This window comes from Archangium gephyra, assembly GCF_049060025.1.
GTDB classification, from domain to species: Bacteria; Myxococcota; Myxococcia; order Myxococcales; family Myxococcaceae; genus Archangium; species Archangium gephyra_A.
Genome location: NZ_JBMEQQ010000002.1, coordinates 9,949,327 through 9,972,299, shown reverse-complemented (window position 1 = coordinate 9,972,299; position 22,973 = coordinate 9,949,327). Strand labels below are relative to the sequence as shown.

The 22,973-nt window shown below is 71.1% G+C and carries 14 protein-coding genes; 8 read left to right on the top strand and 6 right to left on the bottom strand.

The features are described 5' to 3' along the window. Positions 1-217: 217 nt before the first annotated feature. Positions 218-1,480: a hypothetical protein gene (locus ACN28I_RS43570; RefSeq protein WP_420947771.1), complete on the bottom strand. Its 1,263-nt coding sequence runs from the start codon at positions 1,478-1,480 to the stop codon at positions 218-220. Positions 1,481-1,787: 307 nt separating this feature from the next. Next, positions 1,788-2,573, bottom strand: a complete 786-nt coding sequence (locus tag ACN28I_RS43565) for a hypothetical protein (RefSeq protein WP_420947770.1) — start codon at positions 2,571-2,573, stop codon at positions 1,788-1,790. 216 nt (positions 2,574-2,789) lie between these two features. Here ACN28I_RS43565 and lepB point away from each other — a divergent pair, with 216 nt between their 5' ends. Beyond that, a complete protein-coding gene (gene lepB, locus ACN28I_RS43560; RefSeq protein ID WP_420947769.1) occupies positions 2,790-3,467 on the top strand; it encodes a signal peptidase I in 678 nt (225 codons plus the stop codon). Between the two features lie 212 nt (positions 3,468-3,679). Continuing rightward, complete coding sequence (locus ACN28I_RS43555) at positions 3,680-5,683, top strand: elongation factor G (RefSeq protein ID WP_420947768.1); 2,004 nt, start codon at positions 3,680-3,682, stop codon at positions 5,681-5,683. A gap of 918 nt (positions 5,684-6,601) precedes the next feature. Here ACN28I_RS43555 and ACN28I_RS43550 read toward each other — a convergent pair. After that, positions 6,602-7,243 carry a type IV pilin protein gene (locus tag ACN28I_RS43550; protein ID WP_420947767.1) on the bottom strand — a complete coding sequence of 214 codons (642 nt, stop codon included), beginning with the start codon at positions 7,241-7,243 and terminating at the stop codon, positions 6,602-6,604. A 162-nt stretch (positions 7,244-7,405) separates the two neighbouring features. Here ACN28I_RS43550 and ACN28I_RS43545 point away from each other — a divergent pair, with 162 nt between their 5' ends. The 4 genes from ACN28I_RS43545 to ACN28I_RS43530 all read left to right on the top strand — a co-directional run bounded on the left by ACN28I_RS43545 (position 7,406) and on the right by ACN28I_RS43530 (position 12,283). Then, positions 7,406-9,961, top strand: a complete 2,556-nt coding sequence (locus ACN28I_RS43545; protein WP_420947766.1) for a patatin-like phospholipase family protein — start codon at positions 7,406-7,408, stop codon at positions 9,959-9,961. 55 nt (positions 9,962-10,016) lie between these two features. Next, positions 10,017-10,325 (top strand): hypothetical protein, encoded by a 309-nt coding sequence (locus ACN28I_RS43540; RefSeq protein WP_420947765.1) that lies wholly within the window; start codon positions 10,017-10,019, stop codon positions 10,323-10,325. After that, complete coding sequence (locus ACN28I_RS43535; protein WP_420947764.1) at positions 10,252-11,199, top strand: vWA domain-containing protein; 948 nt, start codon at positions 10,252-10,254, stop codon at positions 11,197-11,199. The genes ACN28I_RS43540 and ACN28I_RS43535 overlap by 74 nt, the downstream gene beginning before the upstream one ends. Positions 11,200-11,287: 88 nt before the next feature. Continuing rightward, positions 11,288-12,283, top strand: coding sequence for a fatty acid desaturase (locus ACN28I_RS43530; protein ID WP_420947763.1), 996 nt, complete (start codon positions 11,288-11,290; stop codon positions 12,281-12,283). 13 nt (positions 12,284-12,296) lie between these two features. Here ACN28I_RS43530 and ACN28I_RS43525 read toward each other — a convergent pair whose 3' ends face one another. The 3 genes from ACN28I_RS43525 to ACN28I_RS43515 all read right to left on the bottom strand — a co-directional run bounded on the left by ACN28I_RS43525 (position 12,297) and on the right by ACN28I_RS43515 (position 16,339). After that, on the bottom strand, positions 12,297-13,271 hold the full coding sequence (locus tag ACN28I_RS43525; protein WP_420947762.1) for a hypothetical protein: 975 nt from the start codon (positions 13,269-13,271) through the stop codon (positions 12,297-12,299). A gap of 69 nt (positions 13,272-13,340) precedes the next feature. Next, on the bottom strand, positions 13,341-14,012 hold the full coding sequence (locus tag ACN28I_RS43520; RefSeq protein WP_420947761.1) for an HAD family hydrolase: 672 nt from the start codon (positions 14,010-14,012) through the stop codon (positions 13,341-13,343). 143 nt (positions 14,013-14,155) lie between these two features. Next, positions 14,156-16,339, bottom strand: a complete 2,184-nt coding sequence (locus ACN28I_RS43515) for a spermidine synthase (RefSeq protein WP_420947760.1) — start codon at positions 16,337-16,339, stop codon at positions 14,156-14,158. A gap of 215 nt (positions 16,340-16,554) precedes the next feature. Between ACN28I_RS43515 and ACN28I_RS43510 the strand changes: the two genes are divergently transcribed. Both ACN28I_RS43510 and ACN28I_RS43505 read left to right on the top strand, forming a co-directional pair. Then, entirely contained in the window at positions 16,555-17,748 is a 1,194-nt protein-coding gene (locus ACN28I_RS43510) for an ATP-binding protein (RefSeq protein WP_420947759.1), read from the top strand. 152 nt (positions 17,749-17,900) lie between these two features. After that, positions 17,901-22,673, top strand: a complete 4,773-nt coding sequence (locus ACN28I_RS43505) for a hypothetical protein (protein ID WP_420947758.1) — start codon at positions 17,901-17,903, stop codon at positions 22,671-22,673. Positions 22,674-22,973: the final 300 nt, after the last annotated feature.

Here is a 22,973-nt window from a genome sequence, read left to right as displayed (position 1 = left end):
GCCTGGAGAAGCTCCGCGGACAGGGCCTGGAGGAACCGGTCCTGGAGGTTCGGATTCTCCATCCATCGTGGCTCCCACTGCCTCTCGGGGCCAGCCTCTCCCGCGAGGGGGATGCCGCAGTCCTTCAGGGCCCGATCGATGGAGCGCTCGAGCTTCCCGGCGCGAGCCCGAGACGATGCCGCGGCGGCAGAGGTGGGCCAGGAAGTCCACCCGCAGGTCATCCGTGAAACTCTCCCCGAGGAGGTAGAGGGCGTCGAGCTTCCAGCTCTCCGCGGCGCGCCAGCTCCGCGAGCACCGCTCGGGCCTGCTGGCTCGGCCTCCTCGAAGCGCCTTCCGGGCGGGGCGCCTCCCGCGCTCCGGCGTCCGGCTCGGGCTGCCGGGCGAGCCGCACGAGGCGCTGCATGTCGATGGCGCCTCGGATGCCCAGCTGCCGCGCGCAGGTAATCTTCTCCCTCAGGTGGCAGATGAGGAGGGCCTGGTCTATCCAATCGATGATGCGGTTGAGGGGATGGAAGAGCCGCACGGACAGCTCTCCGGGATCCGAGTTGGCCATGTGCTGGATGTTCGAGATGCCCATCTCCTCGAGCCGGTCGGAGACCTGCTCGTTGATGCCATCCACATACTCCAGGGACAGCTCCTTCTCGCCGGAGACCACGGGCCGGAGGATGGACTTCGACCGTCGGCGCAGCGCCTGGAGTGCCCACCCGGGGAAGGCTCCGATGGAGAAATAGACGAAGGCGGACTGGCGATCCATCGACAGGAGGTCGGAGAAGAGCTGCGACTGTCCCACGACGAAGCCGAGCACCAGCACGATGAGCGCCCGGAAGGTGAGCGTGACGAGGAACTCGAAGGAGAGCGCGGCCGCGTTCAAGCGGAAGAAGAGCCGGACGAGCGTATACGTGTAGACGCCATAGCCCGCGTACACCGAGCCGATGACGCCCTCGTGGCGGAAGAACCCTTCGGAGCCAGGCGCGGGGAGGAGCTGCGTCCCCTGCCCGGGCAAACTGGAGTCCCCGTCGAGGAGCGCCTGGGAGAAGGCCGCGACGATGAGGAAGGGCACCGCGAGCCCCAGCGTGCCGAGCAGCAGCTGCGCCAGGTGCGGGCGCTGCCGGCGGAACTCCTCCTCCCCCACCTCCGCCGGGTAGAAGAGGGGGTGAGCGCTCTCCAGTCCGCGCGTCGTGGCGTAGCGCCGGGTGTAGCCCCGGTAGCACCGGAGCAGCTCCTCATACGCGATGAGGGCCCGCCGGTGGCCGAGCATCACCATCCCCAGCACGAGCATGCTGGGAATGAGGGCGACGATGATGAACACATTGTTGACCCAGAGTTCCGCGTTCTTCAGCACGAAGTGCCAGATGGCCACCACGAGGCAGGCGAAGAGCAGCAGGACGATGAAGGGCCTCGCCTGGAGCCACCCTGCCCAGAGGTGCCCTCCCTGCCTCGCCGACTCTTGTGCGCTCCGGTCATTCCCATCCTTGGCCATGGGCAGACTCCTTCCAAGCAAGAACCAAGACTGAGCATCCGCACACGCAGATGTGACAGCGCGCCGCCCCTCGCCCCGCCCTCGCCAGGCTCGGGTCCTCGGGGGGTTTGCCCCCGCGAGGCAGGCCTCACGTCGAGCCTCGAGGCGCCCAGGCCAGGGCCCCTTGGTGGGACGCGAAGCGAGGAAGGGATCGTGCCGTGCCCACGACGAGCCCCCCGGAGACCTACCCGAGCGAGCTGTAGCCCGGACTGTTGCCAGGAAGCTGGCGTATGACTGGGACCATGAGCTGGGTTTGCAGTAGGGAGCCCTACTGCCCGACCGACTGGGGCGGCGGCCTGGCGCTGAAGAGGGGCACGTAGCACTCTCCCTTGTACTCGTAGAGTTCTTCCGGACATGGGGCCTTGAGCTTGTGAGGCCCCCAGCAGGCGCCGTTGATCTCCACCTCGATGCGGCGGTTGCATGGGGGGCGCTTCTGCCCCTTGAAGGGCTCGCGAGGCAGGGGATCAGCGAACGCTCTTCCCTCGGGCATGGTGTCCGTGAGCCAGGCGCTCTTGAAAGGCATGGGCATCCCGCCATCCATTGGCTCCGCATGGGACACGGACTCCGGCGCGGCTCCCGCCATGGGGGCCGCACTATCTGGCGGCGCGGAGGCCATGCGCACCAGGACGAAGATCACGGCGCACATCGCGGCCACGCCCGCCAGCGCCAACCCCAGGCGCCTCCATGGACGAGGCTCGTCGTAGGAGGGGAAGGCAGCGGCCATCCGGCCCATGCCCTCGCGCACCTCCTCGAACAGGAACATCAGCGCCTCCACGGAGTGCTTGTCGGGAGCCACGGCCCAGCGCGAGTCCTCCGCCTCCAGCGCCACGTAGCCAGGCTCGGCCGAGGACACGCAGCGCACCCGCCAGTCGCCGGGCGGCGGCGCTCCGTCTCCTTCGGCGGGCTTGAACACCAGGGCCGTCGTGCCGCTCGTCTCGTGCGTGGCCCGGTAGAGTTCCCCCTGGTGGTGCTCGTCCTGCGGCACCTGCTCGCGCAATTGGTACGGCCCCAGCGTCTCCCATTCCTCCTGGCTCCCCTCCGGCTCTTTCTTCACGCGTGCACCTCACTGTCGAGGCCCGGCACGCTCCTCCGTACCGGGCCGTGCCCCTACTCCAGAGGGTAACCGATCGCGTCGGGTTGGCCTACTCCACAAGTGATGCGTCCCATGGACCGCGCGACTCGCGCCGGCTCGCTGCGTCTATGTACCGGGAGTGGAAGCAATGACCGGGCCCGCCGGGCGTACAATGGAAGGCCTGCCGAGGAGATCGCCATGGACTCCCCCCCCGACATGAAGACGAGCCGCCCCAGGTGGAAGCTGTACCTGTTGGATGTCGCCGCGCTGGGCGTGCTCTTCGTGGGCCGCGCCAGCTTCGCGGACCATTACCACGTGCCCTCCGGCTCCATGGAGCCGACGCTCGCCATCAAGGACCACCTGGCGGTGGACAAGCGGGCCTACGGGCTGCGCATCCCCCTCACCCACACCTGGCTCACCGAGACGGAGCCGGCGCGGGGGGACGTCGTCGTCTTCGACTCGCCCATTGACGGCAAGGTGATGGTGAAGCGGCTGGTGGGGGTGCCGGGGGACCGCATCGCCTTCGACGGCGAGGCGCTCGTGCTCAACGGCCAGCGGGTGGCCCAGGAGCAGACGGAGGACGGCGCGCGGCTGGAGCTGCTGCCGGGAGCGAAACACGCGCTGCACCCCGAGCCGGACCAGGGACCTTGGATGGACGAGCTGGAGATTCCGCCGAGGCACTACCTGGTGCTGGGGGACCACCGGGGCAACTCGGCGGACAGCCGCGTCTGGGGGCTGCTGCCGCGTGAGAATCTGCTGGGCCGCGTGGTGGCGGTGCTCTACAGCTCGCGCGAGGGGCTCTCCGGGAGCGAGCGCTGGTGGATTCCGATGAGCACGGACGAGGGCACCGGCGTGGACCCCCGCCTCACGCGCTGACGGCTCAACGCGTGGCATGCCCTCGCGGGCCCCCTCACCCGGAGTCTCCGCCGCCCGGTACTCCCGTGAGGACGAGACCGCCGTCGCGCACCGGACGTGACGGGCGAGCATGGAGAAAGGCCCTCGCCCACGCCGGAGACGGCGCTTCCGGTGCGTGGGCGGGAGACCCACCTTCCCTGCAGAGCAGACCTGCCTTGCAGGAGGGCCAGGTAATGAAACATCCCGCGTCGCCGAGAGTCGTCACCCTCGTAGGACCCCAGGGCGTGGGAAAGACGACCCTGTTCGAATCCCTGTTGAAGTCCACGGGGGCCGAGGAGTTACGGGCAGTGGGAGGGAGCGGTGGGGCCACCGGACGGAGCATGACGCTCGAGCTGTCCGTGGCCCACACGCGCTTCCTCGGAGAGGAGTGGACCTTCATCGACGCCCCGGGCGCCACCGAGTTCGCCCAGGAGGCGCGCCACGCCCTCATGGTGAGCGACGCGGCCGTGGTGGTGTGTGACGCCTCGCCCGAGCGCGCCGCGGCCCTCGCGCCCCTCTTCACCTTCCTGGATGCGCGGCGCATCCCCCACCTGCTCTTCCTCAACGTGCTCGAGGAGGGAGGCGCCCCGGTGCGGGAGGTGCTCGAGGCGCTCCAGGCCGTTTCCTCCCGGCCGCTGGTGATGCGGGAAATCCCGCTGCGCGAGGGCGGGCACCTGGTGGGCGTGGTGGATCTGGTGAGCGAGCGCGCGTGGGGCCTGGGCAAGGAGGGCAAGCCCGCGCTCCTCTCCCTGCCGGACTCGGACAAACCGCGCGAGGAGACGGCGCGGCGCGAGCTCATCGAGCGGCTGGCGGACCTGGACGATGCCCTGCTCGCACAGCTCCTCGAGGACGTGATTCCTCCACCGCCAGCCCTCTACGAGCAGTTGGAGCGGGCGCTGCGCGAGGACAGGCTGGTGCCCGTCTTCCTGGGCTCGGCGGAGCAGGGCCTGGGCCTGGAGCGGCTGCTCAAGGGCCTGCGGCACGAGGCCCCCACGGTGGACGAGACGCGCGCGCGCCTGGGCATCCCCGGTGAAATCCCCCTGCTGGTGCAGGCCTTCAAGACGCAGCACCAGCCGCACGTGGGCAAGCTGTCGATGGTGCGCATCTGGCGGGGCGGGCTGAACGAGGGAGACACGCTGGCCGGCAGCCGGGTGGGCGGCGTGCAGCGGGTGCATGGAGCGAAGCAGACGCCCGCCGGGACGGCCCGCGAGGGCGAGGTGGTGACGGTGTCCCGGGTGGACGCATTGCGCACGGGTGACCTGGCCGATGCCGAGGGCCTCCTCACCCCCAAGGACTGGCCCCTGGCACCGCCGCCCGTGCACCAGCTCGCCATCGTCGCGGAGAAGCGCACGGATGACGTGAAGCTGACGAGCGCCCTGTCCCGGCTGGTGGAGGAGGATCCCTCCCTGTCGGTGGACCAGGAGGCGGACACGCAGATGCTGCTGCTCGGGGGACAGGGAGAGCTGCACCTGCGGCTGGCCCTCGAGCACCTGCGCACACGCCTGCGGGTCCCCGTGTCGACGCGCCCGCTGCCCATCCCCTACCGGGAGACGATCCGCAAGACGGGCTCGCACCATGCGCGCTTCAAGCGGCAGTCCGGCGGACACGGGCAGTTCGGCGACGTGGTGGTGGACGTGAAGCCGCTGCCGCACGGACAGGGCTTCCGCTTCACCTCGGCGGTGGTGGGCGGCGCCGTCCCCAAGCAGTACGTCCCCGCGGTGGAGGAAGGCGTGAAGGACGGCCTGAAACGCGGGCCGCTCGGCTTCCCCGTGGTGGACGTGGAGGTCACCCTCACCGGCGGCACCTACCACTCGGTGGACAGCTCGGATCAGGCCTTCCGCACCACCGGGCGCCTGGCCCTGGTGGAGATCCTCCCCAAGCTGGAGCCGGTGCTGCTCGAGCCCATCCTCCAGGTGGACATCCACGTGCCCAACGAGGCGATTCCCCGGGCGCAGCGGCTCGTCACCAGCCACCGGGGGCAGATTCTCGGCTTCGACACGCACCCGGAGGTCCCCGGCTGGGAGGTGCTCACCGCCTATATTCCGCAGGCGGAGATGCAGGGCTTCATCGTGGAGCTGCGCTCGGCCTCCTCCGGCCTGGGCAGCTTCGTGACGCGGCACGACCACTACTCGGAGCTGGTGGGCAAGCAGGCCGAGCGCGTGGTGAGCCACCAGCAGCAGCCCGCGGCGGAGCGCTGAGGCGCTCAGGGGGCGGGAGGTGAGAGCCCCGCAGCCCCTCGGCGATGGCGGCGGCGATGTTGCCCATCAAGTCCTGCCGCGCGTTGACGACATAGAGGTGCGGGGTGAGGGCCCACACCTCGCGCACCACGCGCCGGGGCGGTGGAGGCGGCTGGGTGCTCAGCTCGGCCTGGAGCAACGGCAGCACCTTGTCGGACAGGCGCAGCGCGGTGTCCATGACGAAGATGGCCAGGTGGGGGCGCAGCACGCGCACGCGCCGGAAGAAGGCGCCCACCTCGTCGGAGGCCAGGTGCTTGGGCGGCGAGGACTTCATCTCCAGGTAGAGGAGCCGGCCCTCCGCCGCGGCCACCACGTCCAGGTCTCCGCCCACCTCGGGCGCGTGGAACTTCACCCCCACGGCCACGTCGAAGCCGAGCCGCCGGCGCAGCTCGCGCGCCACGTACCACTCCAGCGTGCCGCCGAAGTTGTGGGCCGGGTAGCGCAGGCGGTAGCGCCCGCCGTCCTCGCGCTCGGCGAGCCCGAGCTCCACCAGCTCCTCGGCCGTCTTCGCGGCCTGCGCGGCCCCCACGTAGCGCGTGGCCTCGGTGGGCGAGAAGCCGCCGCGCCGCAGGATGGCGCCCCGGAGGAAGAGGCGGAAGGCGTAGTGGCCGAGGTGCTCCGCCAGCCGCTCGGCCGCCTCGCCCTCGAGGTCCGCCGGAAAGGGCAGGTCCAACGGGGCCACGGTGGGCTGGAAACCCCGGCGCACGAGCATGGCCAGGGCCTCGCTACCGGAGGGCAGCAACAACCTCGGCGCGGCGGGCGTGCCCACGGCGTACAGCTCCAGATCCCTTGCCGTGGGCCGATTCCCGGAAGGTGGCGGCTGCTGCGTCATACCCTCCCCCTGGCCGCCGGACGGGCGCGGCCCCGTTCACTGCCGTGTCACAGATCGCAATCGACGTCGTTGTAGGTGTTGAAGGGCACGCCCGCGACGATCAGCACCTCGCTGTTGCCACACGGCGGCGTGCTCAGCTTCGCGTCCTTGGTGGCGACGTGCCAGGTGTCCAGGCCGCCCGTCTCGTTGTCGAGGTTGCCCACCGCGAACGCATCGATGTTGCAGCCGGGGCATGCGCCCGAGAGTCCCGGGGACTGCGGCGCGTCGCCGTCGCCCGTGGCCCAACTGAAGCTGACCGGCATGGGGGCCGGCGTGGCGGTGGGGACCTTGAACTTGCCCTCGTCCACGGTGATGCAGTTGGCGGACTCGGGAACGGTGACGCCCTCCAGCTTGCGCTCCTCACACCTGCGGGTGGGAGCGAAGTAATAGGCGTACCGGTTGCCGCGCTCCGGCGAGAAGCCGACGGCCCCGTGGGCCTCCGCGTACATGCCCTTTTCCTGCAGGAAGGAGCGCTGGGTGGTGAACCAGGTGCGCAGGTTGGACTTGGCTTCCGCCTGCTTCGCGCGGGACTGGAACTTGAGGAAGTTCGGAATGGCCACCGCGGCGAGGATGCCGATGATGGCCACGACGATCATCAGCTCGATGAGCGAGAAACCACGCCTGGACATGGCGAACGACGGACGGCGCATGACGAACCTTGAGGACAGCGGGATGCGGCCGCGACGGTAGCACCGACCGGACCCGATGCGCAGCGGAGCGCCTGCCCGCCCCCCGGCCGGGCGATCCGGAATCCGGTGATGGTACGATGCTGCCATCGGGGGGGGCCGCGGCCACCCCACCCCAGGGGGCACATGAAATCCAGCATCATTCCGTGGGTGCGCTGCGCCGTGGCGCTGCTCGCTCTGTCTCCGGCGCTCGCGGCGCCGCCCACCCCTCCAGCGCCGCTCGACGCTTCCGGCATCGCCGCCCACCTCGAGGCGGAGCTGATGGCGGCCCAGCAGGCCATCGAAATCCATGGCGCCCGGATGGAGTCCGCCCTGGCCCCCTCCCTCCACGGGGACACGCTCGCCAGGGAAGCCCAGGCGCTCCACGCCGCGCTCCCGAGGTTCATCCGCGAGAACCCGCACCTCTTCGTGGAGCTCATCGGAGCGCTCGAGGCGCTGGGCGGGCAGCGGGACTTGAAGACGTTCCAGACGTCCCGGGAGGGAGTCACCCAGGCGCTGAAGGCCGGCCTGAACCAGGGGGTCACCCGGTTCGGCAACCGGGTCGGCGCGCCACCGGCGCTCGTCGTCTCCGGCGGGGTGAGCCTGGGCTCGTACCAGGCGGGCTTCCTCTACTATTACACCCTGTTCCTCCATGACCGCGCCGCGGTGCTGCGCGCGATGGGCTCCGGGCACCGGAATTCGCTGCGGAAATTCGGGCTCGCGCTGCCGGAGGATCCTCCCAGCGGCTTCACCATCGTCACCGGTGCGTCGGCGGGCTCGGTGAATGCCCTGCTCTCGGCGTACGCGGGCTGCCGCGCGCCGGAGCGGATTCCCAGCGAGAGCCTCTTCTTCCTGACGTGGAACACGCTCGACCTGGAGACGCTGCTCCAGCCGGGGAGCGTGGGCACCGACCACACCTTCTCGTCCAAGCCCGTCATGGAGGCCATCGAGCGCCTCAAGACCCTGGACCCCAGCGGCTGGCAGGGTTGCAGGTTCTCCCTGGGCGCGACGACCACCCGGCTCCAGGGGCGGGAGATCGAGCTCTCGCAGACCAGCCACAGCCGGACGGGAGAGCATCTGCGGCTGGCGCGTTTCACCGAGAAGTTCCTGCTCACCGCCCAGGGAGGCCCCCAGCAGGCCCCCGAGTTCTGCCCCTTCCCGGGGTGCGACGACACCCGGTCGGCGCCCTACTCCACGTTCTATCCCCGGCTGGCGCGGCCGGAAGGGAAGCCCATTCCCGTGGACAACGTCTTCAACATGGTGGCCGCCTCGGGCGCGTTCCCCACCGCCTTCGAGCCGCGTGTCATCCCGCACAGCTACTTCGACACCCGGACGGGCAAGTGGGTGGAGGACACCACCTCCCGGTTCGCCGATGGCGGCATCTACAACAACAACCCGCTGGACCTGGCGCTGCGGATGTCCAAGTGGGAGATGAGCGCGCTCCGGGACAGCCACCGCTTCCTCTACTTCGATCCCAACGCGGTGGATTGGAAGTGGGCGGTCCAGGAGCAGCAGCGCCTTGCCGGCCCCGGGCTGCTGGACACCTACCAGGATCTGCTGGCGGGCTTCGCGGGCACGGCGATGAGTACCCAGCTCATGGACACGCTGGAGACGGAGCCGGACATCCGCGAGCGCATCGACGTGCCGGTGCGCCATGCGCCACTGGCGGGTGAGTACCTGCTCGCCATGAGCGCCTTCCTCGACGAGGACTTCCGCACCTTCGACTTCCACCGGGGCATGGTGGATGCGTGGCACTTCGTGTCGAAGGAGTCGGACACCCGCATCCTGTTCCAGATGCTGGCCCACGCGAACCCCGAGGCGCCGCCCACGACGGTGCAGGTGGACTCACCCCTCTTCGACTGCTTCCTGGCCTTCGAGCAGTCCGACGCCGACGAGCCGGCGACGCTGCCCGTGTGCGGCCGGCTCCAGACGGCGGAGAGCCGGAACGTCCTGACGCTCATGGCCGTCTCGCGGAAGATGCGGAAGGATCCGGCGCTGTCGCTGAGCAACAACTTCGAGCGCTTCACGGAGGGCCTCGCGACCCGGGGCTATGTGTTCCGCTCGGGCCTGTTGAAGGGGCAGACGGCCTCGGCGCTCCAGGGCAGGTTCCGTCAGGTCTTCGGGAAGGCGGTGACCGAGCTCACGCACCAGCAGCCGCGCTCGCAGCAACTGGGGTTCGGGGTGGGAACCAAGCTCGCCCTGGACAGCGCCATCGTCTACCAGCCGGTTCCGTTCTACTTGCTGGCGGGCATCACCTCCGGTGGACTGGAGCTCGCCGTCTCGCCCTCGCTGATGCATTGGAAGGACAAGGAGCTGCGGCTGCGCACGGGCGTGCGGGCGTCCTACGGAGAGTCGGTGCGGTTCTCCGGAGGCACGAGTCCCGCGGACTTCGACACGGCGGCGTACGTGAGCGGCGCCTTCGGCTTCGGCCCGCCGCCCATCCGGTTCGAGGCGGGCCTGGGCCTGCTCACCGAGGCCTCCTACCTCCCGGACACTCGCAAATGGGTGGCGCTGCGCTTCGCGGTGGAGGGCTCGGTGATGATGGTGGCCGCCGAGCACCTGGAGATCAGCCTGCGCCCGAGGCTGTACCTGGACCGGGGCCGTGCGGACTCACCGCTGTACGTGCCCACCACCGGCAGCACCAACGTGCCCCAGAAGTTCGAGGCCATGGGACTGCTGCTCGGCGCGGGCTGGCGGTTCTAGAGGGCCATCGACGCGACCGATAAAACCTTTTCCGGGGCCGTTCGTGAAAGGCCCCATGCTCAAGCACTCGCTCCTGTATCTCGGCCTGATGGCGCTGCCCGGTTCCGCCGCCGCGGAATCCCCCCTTCCCGCCCGATCCACCCCTCCTCAGACCCGTCCCGCCGTGGCGCCCGGGACGCTCGAGGCGGCCATCTCCGCACCCAAGGTGCAGATCGCCCTGCTCCTGGACACCAGCAGCAGCATGGACGGCCTCATCGAGCAGACGAAGCGCCAGCTCTGGACGGTGGTGAATGCCTTCCAGAAGGCCCAGCGCGACGGCCAGCAGGCCCGGCTGGAGCTTCGCCCTCTACGAGTACGGCAATGACACCCTCCCGGCCGAGGGCGGCTACATCCGCCAGGTGGTGCCGCTCACCACGGACCTGGACCGGGTGTCCGAGCAGCTCTTCGCCCTGAAGACCAACGGCGGCAGCGAGTTCTGCGGCCAGGCCATCCAGAAGGCCACGCAGCAGCTCGAGTGGAGCAAGTCCAAGAAGGACCTCAAGCTCATCTACATCGCGGGCAACGAGCCCTTCTCGCAGGGGCCGGTGGCGTTCCGCACCGCCATCTCCGCGGCGAAGGAGCACGGCATCATGGTGAACACCATCCACTGCGGCCCCCCGGAGGCCGGGGCGAGCGGCGGCTGGGCGGAGGCGGCGCGGTTCGCGGGCGGGCAGCCCTTCAACATCGACCAGAACCAGGCGGTGGCCATGATCGCCGCGCCCCAGGACGAGGAGATCGCGAAGCTGGGCGTCGAGCTGAACAAGACGTACCTGAGCTATGGGCGCTCGGGCGCGGAGGCCAAGAAGCGCCAGGCGGCCCAGGACGTCAACGCCAGCGGCAACGCGGTCAGCGCCACCACGCGCGCCATGTCCAAGGCGTCGCGGCTCTACGACAACTCGAGCTGGGACCTGGTGGACGGGACGAAGCAGGGCAAGGTGAAGCTGGAGTCGCTCAAGGACGAGGAGCTGCCCGAGGAGCTGCGCGGCAAGAGCGCCGAGGAGCGCAAGGCCCTGCTCGAGGCCAAGGAGAAGGAGCGCACGCAGTTGCAGGCGCGCATCCAGCAGCTCAGCCAGGAGCGGCAGAAGTACCTGGCCGGCAAGCAGAAGGAGCTGGCCTCGGAGGGCAAGAACACGCTCGACAAGGCCATCCTCGACTCGGTCCAGACCCAGGCCAAGGCCCAGAGCTTCACACTGGAGTGAGGGCGGGTGATATGACGCGTGGCGTCGAGAGGGAGGGGTGTGCCAGGATGCGCGCCCCGCCCGCCTCGTACGACTGAAAGGAAGCGTCTTGAGTCCGTCGCGCCCCCTGGAGTTTGCCCGTAGTACGGAGAAAGAGCCCCATCTCGAGCGTGCCCGCGCCATCCTGCGCGCCCACCCCGAGATCAAGGATCTGTGCGGCCCTACTCCCATTACGGCCCTGTTCGTCCTGCTGCTGGTGGGCGGACAGGTGACCATCGCCTGGGCGCTGCGGGACTCGCCCTGGTGGGCGCTGCTGGCCACCGCCTGGCTGGTGGGTGCCTTCATCGACCACGGCCTGTGGGTGCTCATCCACGAGTGCACCCACAACCTCGTCTTCCGCAGCCCGCGCCTCAACGCCGTGCTGCAGCTCTTCACCAACCTGCCCATCCTCTTCCCGGCGGCGGCCTCGTTCCGCAAGTACCACCTCATCCACCACCGCTTTCAGGGGGATCCGGAGCTGGACGCGGACCTCGCCACGCCGTTCGAGGCGAAGCTGATCGGCAACTCCTTCTGGGGCAAGGCGTTCTGGGAGCTCAACTTCTGGGCCTTCCAGGCCATGCGCGTGTCGCGGCTCAAGCGCATCCCGCTCGTCGATGGCTGGTACATCGCCAACTTCGCCATCCAGATCGCCTTCATCGCGGGCGTCTGGGCGCTGCTGGGGCCTCGCGCGCTCGTCTACATGTTCCTGGCGTCCATCTTCGCCATCGGCCTGCATCCGCTGGGCGCGCGGTGGATCCAGGAGCACTTCCTCGTCAAGGCGCCCCAGGAGACGTACTCGTATTACGGGCCGCTCAACTGGGTGGCCTTCAACGTGGGCTACCACAACGAGCACCACGACGTGATGCGCGTGCCCTGGACGCGCCTGCCGAAGGTGCGCCAGCTCGCCCCCGAGTTCTACGACACGCTGCACTACCACACGTCGTGGACGGCCCTCTGGCTGAAGTTCCTCTTCGATCCCTCGCTGTCGCTCTACAGCCGCATGACGCGCACGGGTGGCTCGGGAGACGGCACGGTGCGGGCCGAGGACGCCGCCAAGGCGGCCTGAGCCGTACCTGGCCTCAGGGGTCGAGCAGCGCCCGGTGAATGGCCGGGTCCACCTCGCGCCCCAGGGCGAGGAGGCGCTTCTTCACCTCGTGCTCCCAGGCCCCCCGTCCGCCGGGCAGGGGCCACCCCCGGCTCCTGGGCCGGGTGTGAGGCCGGTCGTCCCAGGCGTCGATGGCCCTCTCGTTCAAACTGTCGAGGGTCCGCGCATCCGGTGGGGACCGTCCAGTGCCCTGCGCGAGGCGCAGGAAGCCCCGCTCGATGCCCTCCTGGACATCGGGGCGGGACGGGGAGCGCACGGCGTGCACGTGCCAGAGCACGAGGACCGGGGCCTGCGTGTCCTCGAGCAGCGCGGCGGTCAGCCGATCATGTCCGTCGAGGACGACGAACATGTCCAGGGAGCTGACGAACAGCAGCAGGACCGGGGGCAGCCGCCCGTCCCGGACGCTCTTGCGCCACGCCTTGACGCGAGCACTCCCGGGCTCGAGCTGCCGCAGCGGCAACACCCCCTGGCTGCCGTAGGTGGGGTGCCAGTGCCTGTAGCCCGCCCAGGTGGGCTCGAGCAGGTGCTGGAGCCTGTCCACCGTGAAGCATTCCGCCCGGGCCTCGGAATCGTCGCGTGGGCGCTCGAGACGCCAGGTGCCCGCGTGCAGGGGCGAGCGGGGGGAGCGCTCCAACGCACCGGCGAAGTGTCGCGCCCAGGCGGCGAGCCAGGCCTCGCTCCGGGGTTCCTCGCCCACCCGCGAGAGCTCCAGGGCGTCGATCGGGGCGAGCGGGCTGGTGTCCCGGACCCCGGAGCGGAGCCACCAGACCCCATCCCAGAAGGGATGCATGCGCGCCCAGAGCAGGGGCGTGCCGCCGCTCACCAGCCGGAGAAAACCGCCCCGCGCGGCCTGGATCCGCCAGGAAGGGGCCGGGAGCCCGTCCACGGTGAGCTCCAGGCCCTCCCACTCCGCGGGCGGCGTCTCGCGCCGAAGATCCTTCCAGAACATGGGCACCTCCGGCGCGAGAGGACGGACCACCCCACGCGACACTGACGCCGGGTGCCTGCCCTCCCCCGCTCAACCGAGCGCGGCGAGGGGGGATTCAGCGTAGCGCGTGAGGAGATCCCTCGGCGTGCCGAAGACGCCGATGGCCCCGGCGGACCGGAGCTCCTCATCCGTGAAGCCACCGCACACCAGCCCGACACACCGCATTCCCAGCCGCACGGCGCCCTCGACGTCGTAGGGCACTGCCGCGATGGCCAGCGTGTCGTCGGTGCCATCGAGTCCCAGCAGCCGGACCGCCTCCGCGGGAATTTCCTCGTGCAACCGGTTGCGGTCCACTTCCGCGTCCGTGGTGCGCGCGTCGATGAGATCCTCCACCCCGAGCAGCTCGATGTAGTGCTCCAGCTCGTCGGGGTCCGCGGTGGAGGCCAGGGCGATGCGCCACCCCTCCGCGCGCAGGTGCCGCAGCAACTCGGGGGCCCCGAGGAAGGGCCTCACCTTCGGCAGATACTCCTCATGGAAGAGCGCGCGGTAGAAGCTCGCCAGCTCATCGGCGTAGCGCAGGTACTCGTCCTCGGGAAGGAATACGGAGAGGAACTGGTCGCCCATGCGGGCCATCTGCGCGAGCACCCGGGGCAGACGCACCTGACGGCCGTAACGCGCCAACGCTTCCTGCCAGGCCCGCGCACGAAGCACGTTCGTGTCCACCAGCGTCCCATCCACCTCGAAGACGATTGCCTTGGGCACTCCGTACATCCTCCGGTTACGAATTGCGCACTCCCAACCCCCGTGGCCACGCGGGAAAGTCCAGGGCTGGATCAGCGCAACGACGGGACTCGCGCCCGCCCTCCATGCCGCCTGGCAGCCGGGCAGGAAGGCCCCTCCGCGCCTCAGGGACCGGAGGGCACCGCCACCGCGGCGGACTCCACCTGCTCCTGGAGGATGTCGCGGTGGTCCACGCCAAAGGCCGCCATCAGCGGCAGCACGCTGCTGCGCTCGTCCGTCCAGCGCACGCGCGGTGGCCCGGAGAGCCCCAGCCGGAACGCCTTCCCGCTCTGGCGCGCGAAGGTCTCCCCCCGGGAGAAACCCGGCTCCAGGCTCAGCATCACCCAGAGGCTGGCGAGGCGGCTGCCCTCCGACTCGGACTCTACCCCCATGGCGTGCAGGCCGAAGGTCCGGGCATGCGCCAGGGCCAGGGGCAGCAGATCCAGGTGCACGCTGCTCAGGTGCAGCGCCAACACGCCCCCGGGCGCCAGGTGCCGCCGGTAGACGTCCACCGCCTCCTCGGTGAAGAGGTGCACCGGGATGGAGTCCGAGCTGAAGACGTCCAGCGCGAGTACGTCGAAGCCCTGCGGCTCGCCCCGCGACAACTCCTGCTCGAGCATGATGCGCGCGTCCCCCTCCACCACCTCCACCCGCGCCGGCGAGTCGCTCAGGAAGGAGAAGTAGCCGCCCGCGCCCTGGGCCAGGGCGATGACCTGGGGATTGATTTCGTAGAAGCGAAAGACGTCCCCGGCGCGCGCCATCGCCGCCGTCGTCCCCACCCCGAGGCCCAGCACCCCCACGCGCAACGTGGGCGGCAGTCCCCGCGTCTCCCGGAGCCGCCGCTGCTCGGTGAGCGCCAGCCCCAGTCCGCCGCCGGGCGTGAAGTAGCTGGTGGGCCAGGAGCGCCGCTCGGGCCGGGTGTACTGGTAGCCGTGCAGCACGTTGCCGTGGACCAGCATGAAGGCATGCGCCTCCGAGTCCCGGGCCTCCACCTCCCCCACGCGCAGCACGCCGAAGAAGTTGCGCGACGACTCGAGCGAGCGGCGGGTCTCCACCACCGCCAGGCCGAGGCTGCCCGCGACGATCAGCAACAGCAGGGCGCAGACGCCGCTCAGCACGGTGCGGGCCCGCGTGGTGGCCAGGGGCTGGCGCAGCAGGAGGAGCACCGCCAGCAGACAGCAGACCCCGAGCATGAGCGGGTACTCCGCATACGAGCGGAAGAGGCGCGGGGCCAGCAGGTGGACGAAGAGCCCCCCGGCCACACCGCCCGCGGACACCCAGAGGTAGAAGGTGCTGAGGTAGCGCGGCGAGGGCCGCAGCCGGTACAGCTCGCCGTGGCACAAGAGAGCGCCGGCGAAGAGGGCCCCCGCGTGCACGAGCAGCAACTGGAGCAGCGGGACGTGGGGCCCGAGCAGGGTGGCACGCGTCACGCCACCCACCGCGAGCAGCAACAGCAGCGCGGTGAGGGGGCGCGAGTAGAGCGCCTCGCGCTCGAAGGCGATGATGAAGGTGAGGAGATAGAGGGCCAGCGGCAGCACCCAGACGAAGGGCCCGGCCGCCACGTCCTGCGAGAGCTGATTCGTCGCGCCCAGCAGCAGCACCGAGGCGCCCGCGCTCAGCCCCAGCCACGCCAGGGTGCGCCCCACGCCCGGCGCTGGCCCGCCGTCCGCCTCCGGGACATTTCCGGCCACCGGTGCGTCCTCCTGGCGCATCACCCCCCGGGCACACGCCGCGCAGCTCACGGCGAAGACGAGGAAGCCCGCGCCCCACCCCCACGCCTGCACGCCGCGCCCCAGCCAGGGCTCGACGAGGAAGGGGTAGGCCAGCAGCGACAGCAGCGAGCCCGCGTTGGAGAGGGCATAGAGCCGGTAGGGCGAGACGCCCGGCCGCACCCGGCTGAACCAGCTCTGCAGCAGGGGCGCGGTGGTGGACAGCGTGAAGAAGGGCAGCCCCAGGGTGGCCGCGAGCATCACCAGCAGCCGCGGGGTGGAGATGCCATCCGCCGGGGGACGCCACTCCGGCCCGGGGGCCACCGGCGAGCCCGCCCACAACGCGCGCCCCACCAGCACCGCCACCGTCAGCCCCAGCAGCCCCAGGTGCACCCGCGCCTGCCGCCTCGGCGTCAGCCGCCGGATGCTGGCATGCGAATAGGCGTAGCCGCCCAGCAACACGGCCTGGAAGAAGAGCATGCACGTCGTCCACACGGCCGGTGTGCCGCCGAACCAGGGCAGCGCGTACTTCCCGGCCAGCGGCTGCACGCCGAAGAGGAGGAAGGCACCAAGAAAGAGGGTGAAGGCGTAGAGGGACATGGGGGGGCCGCGGGCGAGGATATCCCGGATTGACGGGTGCCGGGCTGTCCGCCGGACGGGCACTCCTTCCCCGTGCGACTCCGGCCTGCCCGCCTCCCCACCTGAGAGGGAAGCGAGCCCCCCAGCTTCTCCCTGGCGAGGGAGGACGGGGTCATCGTGCGCAGGCGGCGGGCTTAGCTTGAGGGGACGGAATGTCGCAATCCAGGGGAGCCCACATGTCCGAGGAGGACGAGCGGAAGAGCGAACCGCGGTCCAAGGTCGCGCTGAGCGAGGACGAGGAGCGCTTCCGGCTCCTCATCGACAGCCTGCAGGACTACTCCGTCTTCCCCTTGTCGGTGGATGGGCGGGTGAGCAACTGGAATCTCGGCGCCGAGCGCCTCAAGGGTTTCACGACGGAGGAGGCCCTCGGCCTGCACATCTCGCTCGAGGCCGCCTGGGTGCGGTCCGCGCTCGGGGTGGACACTCCGGAGCGCTTCATGGCGCTGGGGGCACGCTCCTACATGTGCGTGCCGCTCAAGGCCCGCGGCGGCACCTTCGGCGCCATCACCTTCGTGTCGGTGACGCGGGGCAGGAGCTATGGGCCGGGAGAGCTCGCGCTCGCCGAGGAGTTCGCGCGCAGGGCGGCCCTGGCGGTGGACAACGCGCGGCTGTTTCGCGAGGCGCAGGAGGCGCTCAAGGCCCGCGACGAGTTCCTCTCCATGGCGTCGCACGACCTGCGCTCGCCGCTGACCTCGCTGCGCCTGCAGTTGCAGGCCGTGCGCAGGAACCTGCAGCCGGGCAGCGACGGGCAGCGCTCCACGGAGAAGCTGGCTTCCCGGGTGGAGTCGATGGAGCGGCAGACGGACCGGATGCTCCACATGATGGATGCCCTGCTGGACATCAGCCAGATGACGGCGGGCCGGCTCGAGCTCAAGCGCCAGCGGGTGGACCTCGTCGAGGTGGTGCGCGGCGCCATGGCCACGCTCGACGAGGAACTGCGTCAGTCCGGCGTGCAGGTGCGGGTCCACGCGGAAGGCCCGGTCGAGGGAAGGTGGGACAGCCTGCGGCTCGAACAGGTCGTCGACAACCTGCTCTCCAACGCCGTGAAGTACGGGAAGGGGCAGCCCGTGGACATCACGGTGTCCACGGACGGTCTCACGGCCAGGCTCGAGGTCCGGGACCAGGGCGTGGGCGTCGCGCCCGAGGACCAGGCGCGGCTCTTCGACCGCTTCGAGCGCGTGAGGCTCGACCGGGGCGTCACCGGGTACGGGGTGGGGCTGTGGATCGTCCGGCGCGTGGTGGAGGCGCACGGGGGCAGCATCTCCATCGAGAGCCGTCTGGGCGAGGGCGCGTGCTTCATCGTCCGGCTGCCCTCGCGCGGCCAGGCCAGGGACATGGACGCCGCGGAGCACCCGCCCGCCGTCCACTAGCGCGGGCCCGGGGACACGCCCGCGCGGGCACGCGGACACACCCCGCGTGAACCCCGAGGCCCGGGGAGCGCCTATGGGGTGGCCCGCCGATTGCTGGTATGAGAGGAGCGCCCGGCCGCACCCCCTGTGCGGCACCTCCCCCAGAGGGCCTCATGCTCCTCTCACCGCTGTCACTCACCCTCCTGCTGCTCAACGCCGTCAGCCTCTCGCCCGCCTCCGTGCCGGCGAAGGGCAACCAGGAGGCCCTCGTCACGCTCGACCGCGCCTCGCGCGTGGCCATCACCGCGCGCACGCCCTCCGGGACCTCCTGCGAGATCGTCGACCACGTGCGCGGCCCCTTCGCCCAGAGCGGCGCCGCGGGGAGCGCCAACTGCGAGTTGGATCTCCTGTTGGACGCGGGCACCTACAAGCTGCGCCTGGCCTCGAGGACGAAGGGCAAGGGCACCCAGGGGAAGGTGGACCTCAAGGCGGTGGCCTACACGGAGGACAACGCCCACCCGGTGCGGCTGCTGCCGGAGCGCGAGGTGCGCCAGGTGCTCGCCCCGCGCCACCAGGCCTCCTACTGGCTCTCGCTCGACAAGCGCCAGCCCGTCACCCTGCGGGTGTCCGGCCGCACCGCCGGGGACGTGCGGCTGTGGCGCAACGGCGCGTGGCTGGAGCCCGTCGAGGTGAAGGACGTCTCCACGCAACCGCGCGCGGGGCAGCCGCAATACGAGTGGTGGCTGGAGACCACGCTCGACCCGGGCAACTACCTGCTCACCGCCTACGGCACGGCCCCGAAACAGTGGACCGAGGGCCAGGAGGACAACACCCTCTCGGTGGCCTACGGCTTCCCGAAGGCGCCCGCGGAGCGCTCGCTCACCGTCACCCTTCCGCCCTGGGGCATGCACGCGGTGGAGCTGCCCTCGGGGCCCAGCGCCATCTTCCTCTCGCGCGACAGCGCCGCGCAGTCCTCCAGCCGGGTGAGCCTCCACGGGCTGGACGCCGAGGGTGCCAGCAACGTCACCTCGGGCGTGGAGGCGAGCTGCCAGATTCAGGGCAAGGCGCTCGTCCCGCAGTGCAGCGCGGTGGTGGGGGGAGCGGACGCGAGCCGTCACGTGGCCCTCCTCCGGGGCGAACCCGGGACGCGGCTGACGCTGCAATGGGCCCGCCTCCCCACGCGGGAGCGCTTCCTGGACGGCACCTACGGCCAGGGCGGGCTGACGCCGTATTTCGAGGCGCCCTCCACCGGCGAGTTCCTGGTGGGCCTGCATGAGGTGCCCCTGGATCCGGACAGCGCGCCCCTGGGGTGCATGCTGGAGACGACGTCCGGCCGCGACTGGGTGCCCACGCAGTTCGATGTGCCGCAGGTGGGCCCCGAGCGCGCGTTCCGCCGGGCCTTCAACTACAACGGCTCGAACGCCACCGTCTGGTTCGAGGTGACGCGCTCCGGGCGCTACGTCTTCTCCACCAGCGGGGACCGCAAGGGCCGCTGCGAGCTGTACCAGGTGGACGGCCCCAGGCGCATGCGCATCACGGAGTCCAACCCCAAGGGGCAGACGTGCCGCATCACCCACACGGCCGGGCCCGGGGTGTACGAGCTGAAGCTGTACGGCGGCACCGAGGGCATCGAGCGCCTCACGCTTGCCCCCGAGGGCCGTGAGCCCCAGCAGGACACGCCCACCCGCACCTCGTGCCTGATGAAGGGCGTGAAGCTGCAGAAGGGCTACACCTACCGCATCGTCGCCAACCGGAGCACGGGCGGCTCCATGCGGGGCCTCGTGCTGCGCCCGCTGCCGCTCGCCCTCGCCGAGCCCCTGCCGGTGGTGCTCGAGGGTCCCCAGCCGCTCGAGCTGCCCCTGGACACGGGAGGCGCCGCCGAGGTGCGCTCGGCCGGTGGCGAGCCCTTCACGTGCGCCCTGGGCGGCACCCGGGTGGAGGCGCGGGAGGGACGCTGCCAGCTTCCGTCCTCGGGAGGCACGCTCACGCTGTCGCAGCCGGGGAACGGCTCCCTCAACCTGATGGTGCACCGGCCCGCGCCGCCGCCACCGCCTCCGCCGCCGCTGAGCGCGTACACGCCCATCTTCCCTCCCCTGCCCTCGCTGCAACCCTCCCAGCCCGCCTGGTTCGACTTCGATCGCGGGCAGTCGCACTCGCTCACCTTCGACGTGAAGAAGGAGGGCCTCTACCACGTGACGACGCAGGGCCTGCTGGCCACCGAGTGCAGCATCCGCACGCCGGTGGTGCCCCAGGTGGGCAGCGCCCAGGGGGGAGGACGGGGGCGCAACTGCCTCGTGTCCACCTACCTGCGGCCCGGCCGCTACCTGCTCACCGCGAGGACGGTGAATCAGAGCAAGGGCCGCGGCGCCGTGCTGCTGGAGCGGCGCGACGTGAAGGCGGCCGAGGCCGTGCGCGCCGATGGCGAGGCGTTCTTCCGCGTCGAAGCGGGCGACCTCATCCAGCAGCGGCTCACGGTGCCGCGCGGCGCGGACTACACCCTGTCCACCGCCGCGCTGGGTGCGCGGCTCCAGTGCCGCCTGGATGATCCCCAGGGTTGGCCGGTGGTGACGGTGCCCACGCCCTGCGAGCAGTCGATGCGGCTGGCGAAGGGCACGTACCTGTGGACGCAACTGCCGCTGACGGTGGAGTCCATGCGCCGCACCGCGCTGGAGCGCATCCAGCCCCCGGTGGTGCTCAAGGGCAACAAGGCGCACCCGGTGCGCTACAACCAGTGGTACCGGGCGGACCTCGGCAAGGACGGCAAGGACGAGTTCACCTTCGAGGTGCCGGCGCGCATGGCCGTGTCCTTCTCCCTCTCCCACGGCATGCAGGGGCGGCTCTACGTCGCGGGTGCGGACGGTGCGCGCAGGCCCGTGGAGGTCATCGCCCCACAGAGCACGTACACGCCGCCGCCCGCCCCGGAGCCAGAGCCTTCGCCCGAGGGTGAGTCCCCCGAGTATTCCGAGGGAGAGGAGTACCCGGCGGAGACCCCGGAGTATTCCGAGGGAGAGGAGGCCCCCGCCGCGCCGAGCGAGGACGAGAGTATTCCGCCCCCGCCCGTGGCGCCGCTGCCCGCGCCGAACGCGCCGCCTCCCGAGGGCCAGTCCATCCAGCTCGAGCCCGGGCGCTACACGCTGGTGGCCGAGCACAGCCGCGGGGACGTGGCCATCTCCTACACGCTGTACCTGAGCACCGAGGTGCTCGCGCCCCCCATGGTGAAGGACGTGAACGTGCCCGGCCGGCTCCCGCTGGTGCTGCCCGTGGACGGCACGCTGCGCCTCTTCACGCGCGGTAGCACGGACGTGCGCTGCCGCCTCTTCGACGGCGCGGGACGGCTCGTGGTGGAGAGCGCGGACCACGGCGCGGATTGGAACTGCGCCATCGCCGAGCCGCTCCCCGCGGGCAGCTACTCGCTGGTGCTGGAGAGCCAGACGCAGCAGCCGGGCCCCTCGCGCGTGTCGGTGGAGCTGGCCACGGTGTCCGATGCCGGAGTGCTCGCCGAGGGCGGCACGCTGGAGGTGGGCAACGGCGTGGTGCGCGCCACGCTGCCGCCCGTGCCCGCGGACACGCTGCAGCAGGTGGTGCTGCGTGCGAAGACGGCCTTCTCCTGCGCCCTGGAGGACGAGCGCGGCGCGGTGGTGTCGCGGGGCATGGACGTGCGCGAGTGCTCGATGCTGCTGAAGCCGGGCACCTCGCCCTGGCGCGTGCGCGTCTGGACGCTGGGCCAGCCCACCAAGGTGAGCACCAGCGTGGCGGCGCGGCCCCTGCGTCCCTTCTCCGGCGGGAGGATTCCGGCGGGCGAGGCCACGAGCGCGCAACTGCCGAGGCCCGGCCGCTACGAGACGGGCAGCGGCGTCTACTGCCTGCCCGCCTCCCGGCAGGGCCCCCTGAACCCGTGTGGCCCCGAGGCCTCGCTGGAGGCCGGTGACTGGGTGTTCGGCGTGCCCGGCGCCACCGCCGAGACGAAGCTGTCCCTCTCCGAGCGCGTGGACACGCTGGAGGACGCCAAGGAGCAGCGCGCCCCGCTGAGCCGGGACATCGCGCTGCTGCGCCAGCGCTCGAAGCAGCAGGCCCTGCACCTGATGCGGGTGAGCGTGCCCTTCGGGGACTCCGCCTACCCGGCGTGCCGGCTGGACGGGGGCGTGGCCCAGCAGCGGAGCTCCGTGTGCTACGCGGCCACCGGCCCCACCGAGGAGTCGCTCGCGCGCTGGTGGACGCCCGTGGCCGAGAAGGGCGAGGCCTCCGTCCAGCGGCGCTCCTTCCCGGTGCCCACCTCCTCCGTGCCGCTGACGCCCGGACTGCAGGACCTCACGTGGAGCGGTGGGCCCGCCCTCCGCATGGTGATGCCCGGCGAGCCCACGCGCGTGCAGCTCTCGCTCCCCCGGGAGGCCTGGGCCGTGCTGGTGGATGACAAGGGCGCGGCGGTGGATTTGTGCCCGCCCGGCGACGCGCTCTCCCGCTGCATCCTGAGCGGCACGGGCGGCGCGGTGTTCCTCTGGTCCCCGGCCGAGTCCCGCGTACAGACGGAGGTGCTCTCGGTGGAGGCGGCGAAGCCGGCCGTGCCCCTCGCGACCCTGTTCGAGGCCACCTCCCGCGTGCCCGGCCAACAGGTGCTGTCCTTTGGTACCTCGCAAAGCCCGCGGCTGCTGCGGGTGACGGGCGCGGAGCGGTGCGTGGCGTCGCTCGACGACGGGACGCGGCTGGAGGGCTGCGAGCTTCCAGGTGGCCCCCGGCCGCCGCGGCCAGCTCCTGCTGGAGACGAACCCGGGCGGTGTGCGCGCGGTGCTCGCGGAGCCGGACGGGCTCGGCCTGGCCCTGCTGCCCCCGGCGCCCAAGGGCAAGGTGCCCGAGTTGCTGCCCGCCGCGAAGGCCCTGCGCCTCTCGGGCGAGGTGGTGGAGCGCACCCTCACCGTACCCGCCGACGCCGTCGTCCACCTCCGGAGTGACTCGGGCGTCTGCGGCCTCACCCGGGACAACACCGTGCTCGTGGTGGCGGGCCTGGAGCGCGGCTGCTCCTTCGACCGGTTGCTCGCGGCCGGCACCTACCGGCTGGCGGTGCGAGGCTTCGCCGGCCAGCCCCTCTCCGGCAACGTCACCTGGACGCACGAGCCGGTGAAGGAGCTGGCCGAGGGCGTGGCCAAGGCCGAGGGCTGGGTGGCCCCGGGCCAGACACACTACTTCCGCTTCGACACCGCCTCGGCCGGCAACATCGGCCTGGGGCTGCAGGTGCCCGCCGAGGTGCTCCA

Bases quoted from the DNA above. Each gene is read 5' to 3' on its own strand.
- ACN28I_RS43570 (WP_420947771.1), bottom strand. From the start codon at position 1,480: ATGGCCAAGGATGGGAATGACCGGAGCGCACAAGAGTCGGCGAGGCAG.
- lepB (WP_420947769.1), top strand. From the start codon at position 2,790: ATGGACTCCCCCCCCGACATGAAGACGAGCCGCCCCAGGTGGAAGCTG.
- ACN28I_RS43555 (WP_420947768.1), top strand. From the start codon at position 3,680: ATGAAACATCCCGCGTCGCCGAGAGTCGTCACCCTCGTAGGACCCCAG.
- ACN28I_RS43550 (WP_420947767.1), bottom strand. From the start codon at position 7,243: ATGCGCCGTCCGTCGTTCGCCATGTCCAGGCGTGGTTTCTCGCTCATC.
- ACN28I_RS43545 (WP_420947766.1), top strand. From the start codon at position 7,406: ATGAAATCCAGCATCATTCCGTGGGTGCGCTGCGCCGTGGCGCTGCTC.
- ACN28I_RS43540 (WP_420947765.1), top strand. From the start codon at position 10,017: ATGCTCAAGCACTCGCTCCTGTATCTCGGCCTGATGGCGCTGCCCGGT.
- ACN28I_RS43535 (WP_420947764.1), top strand. From the start codon at position 10,252: ATGCCTTCCAGAAGGCCCAGCGCGACGGCCAGCAGGCCCGGCTGGAGC.
- ACN28I_RS43525 (WP_420947762.1), bottom strand. From the start codon at position 13,271: ATGTTCTGGAAGGATCTTCGGCGCGAGACGCCGCCCGCGGAGTGGGAG.
- ACN28I_RS43515 (WP_420947760.1), bottom strand. From the start codon at position 16,339: ATGTCCCTCTACGCCTTCACCCTCTTTCTTGGTGCCTTCCTCCTCTTC.
- ACN28I_RS43510 (WP_420947759.1), top strand. From the start codon at position 16,555: ATGTCCGAGGAGGACGAGCGGAAGAGCGAACCGCGGTCCAAGGTCGCG.
- ACN28I_RS43505 (WP_420947758.1), top strand. From the start codon at position 17,901: ATGCTCCTCTCACCGCTGTCACTCACCCTCCTGCTGCTCAACGCCGTC.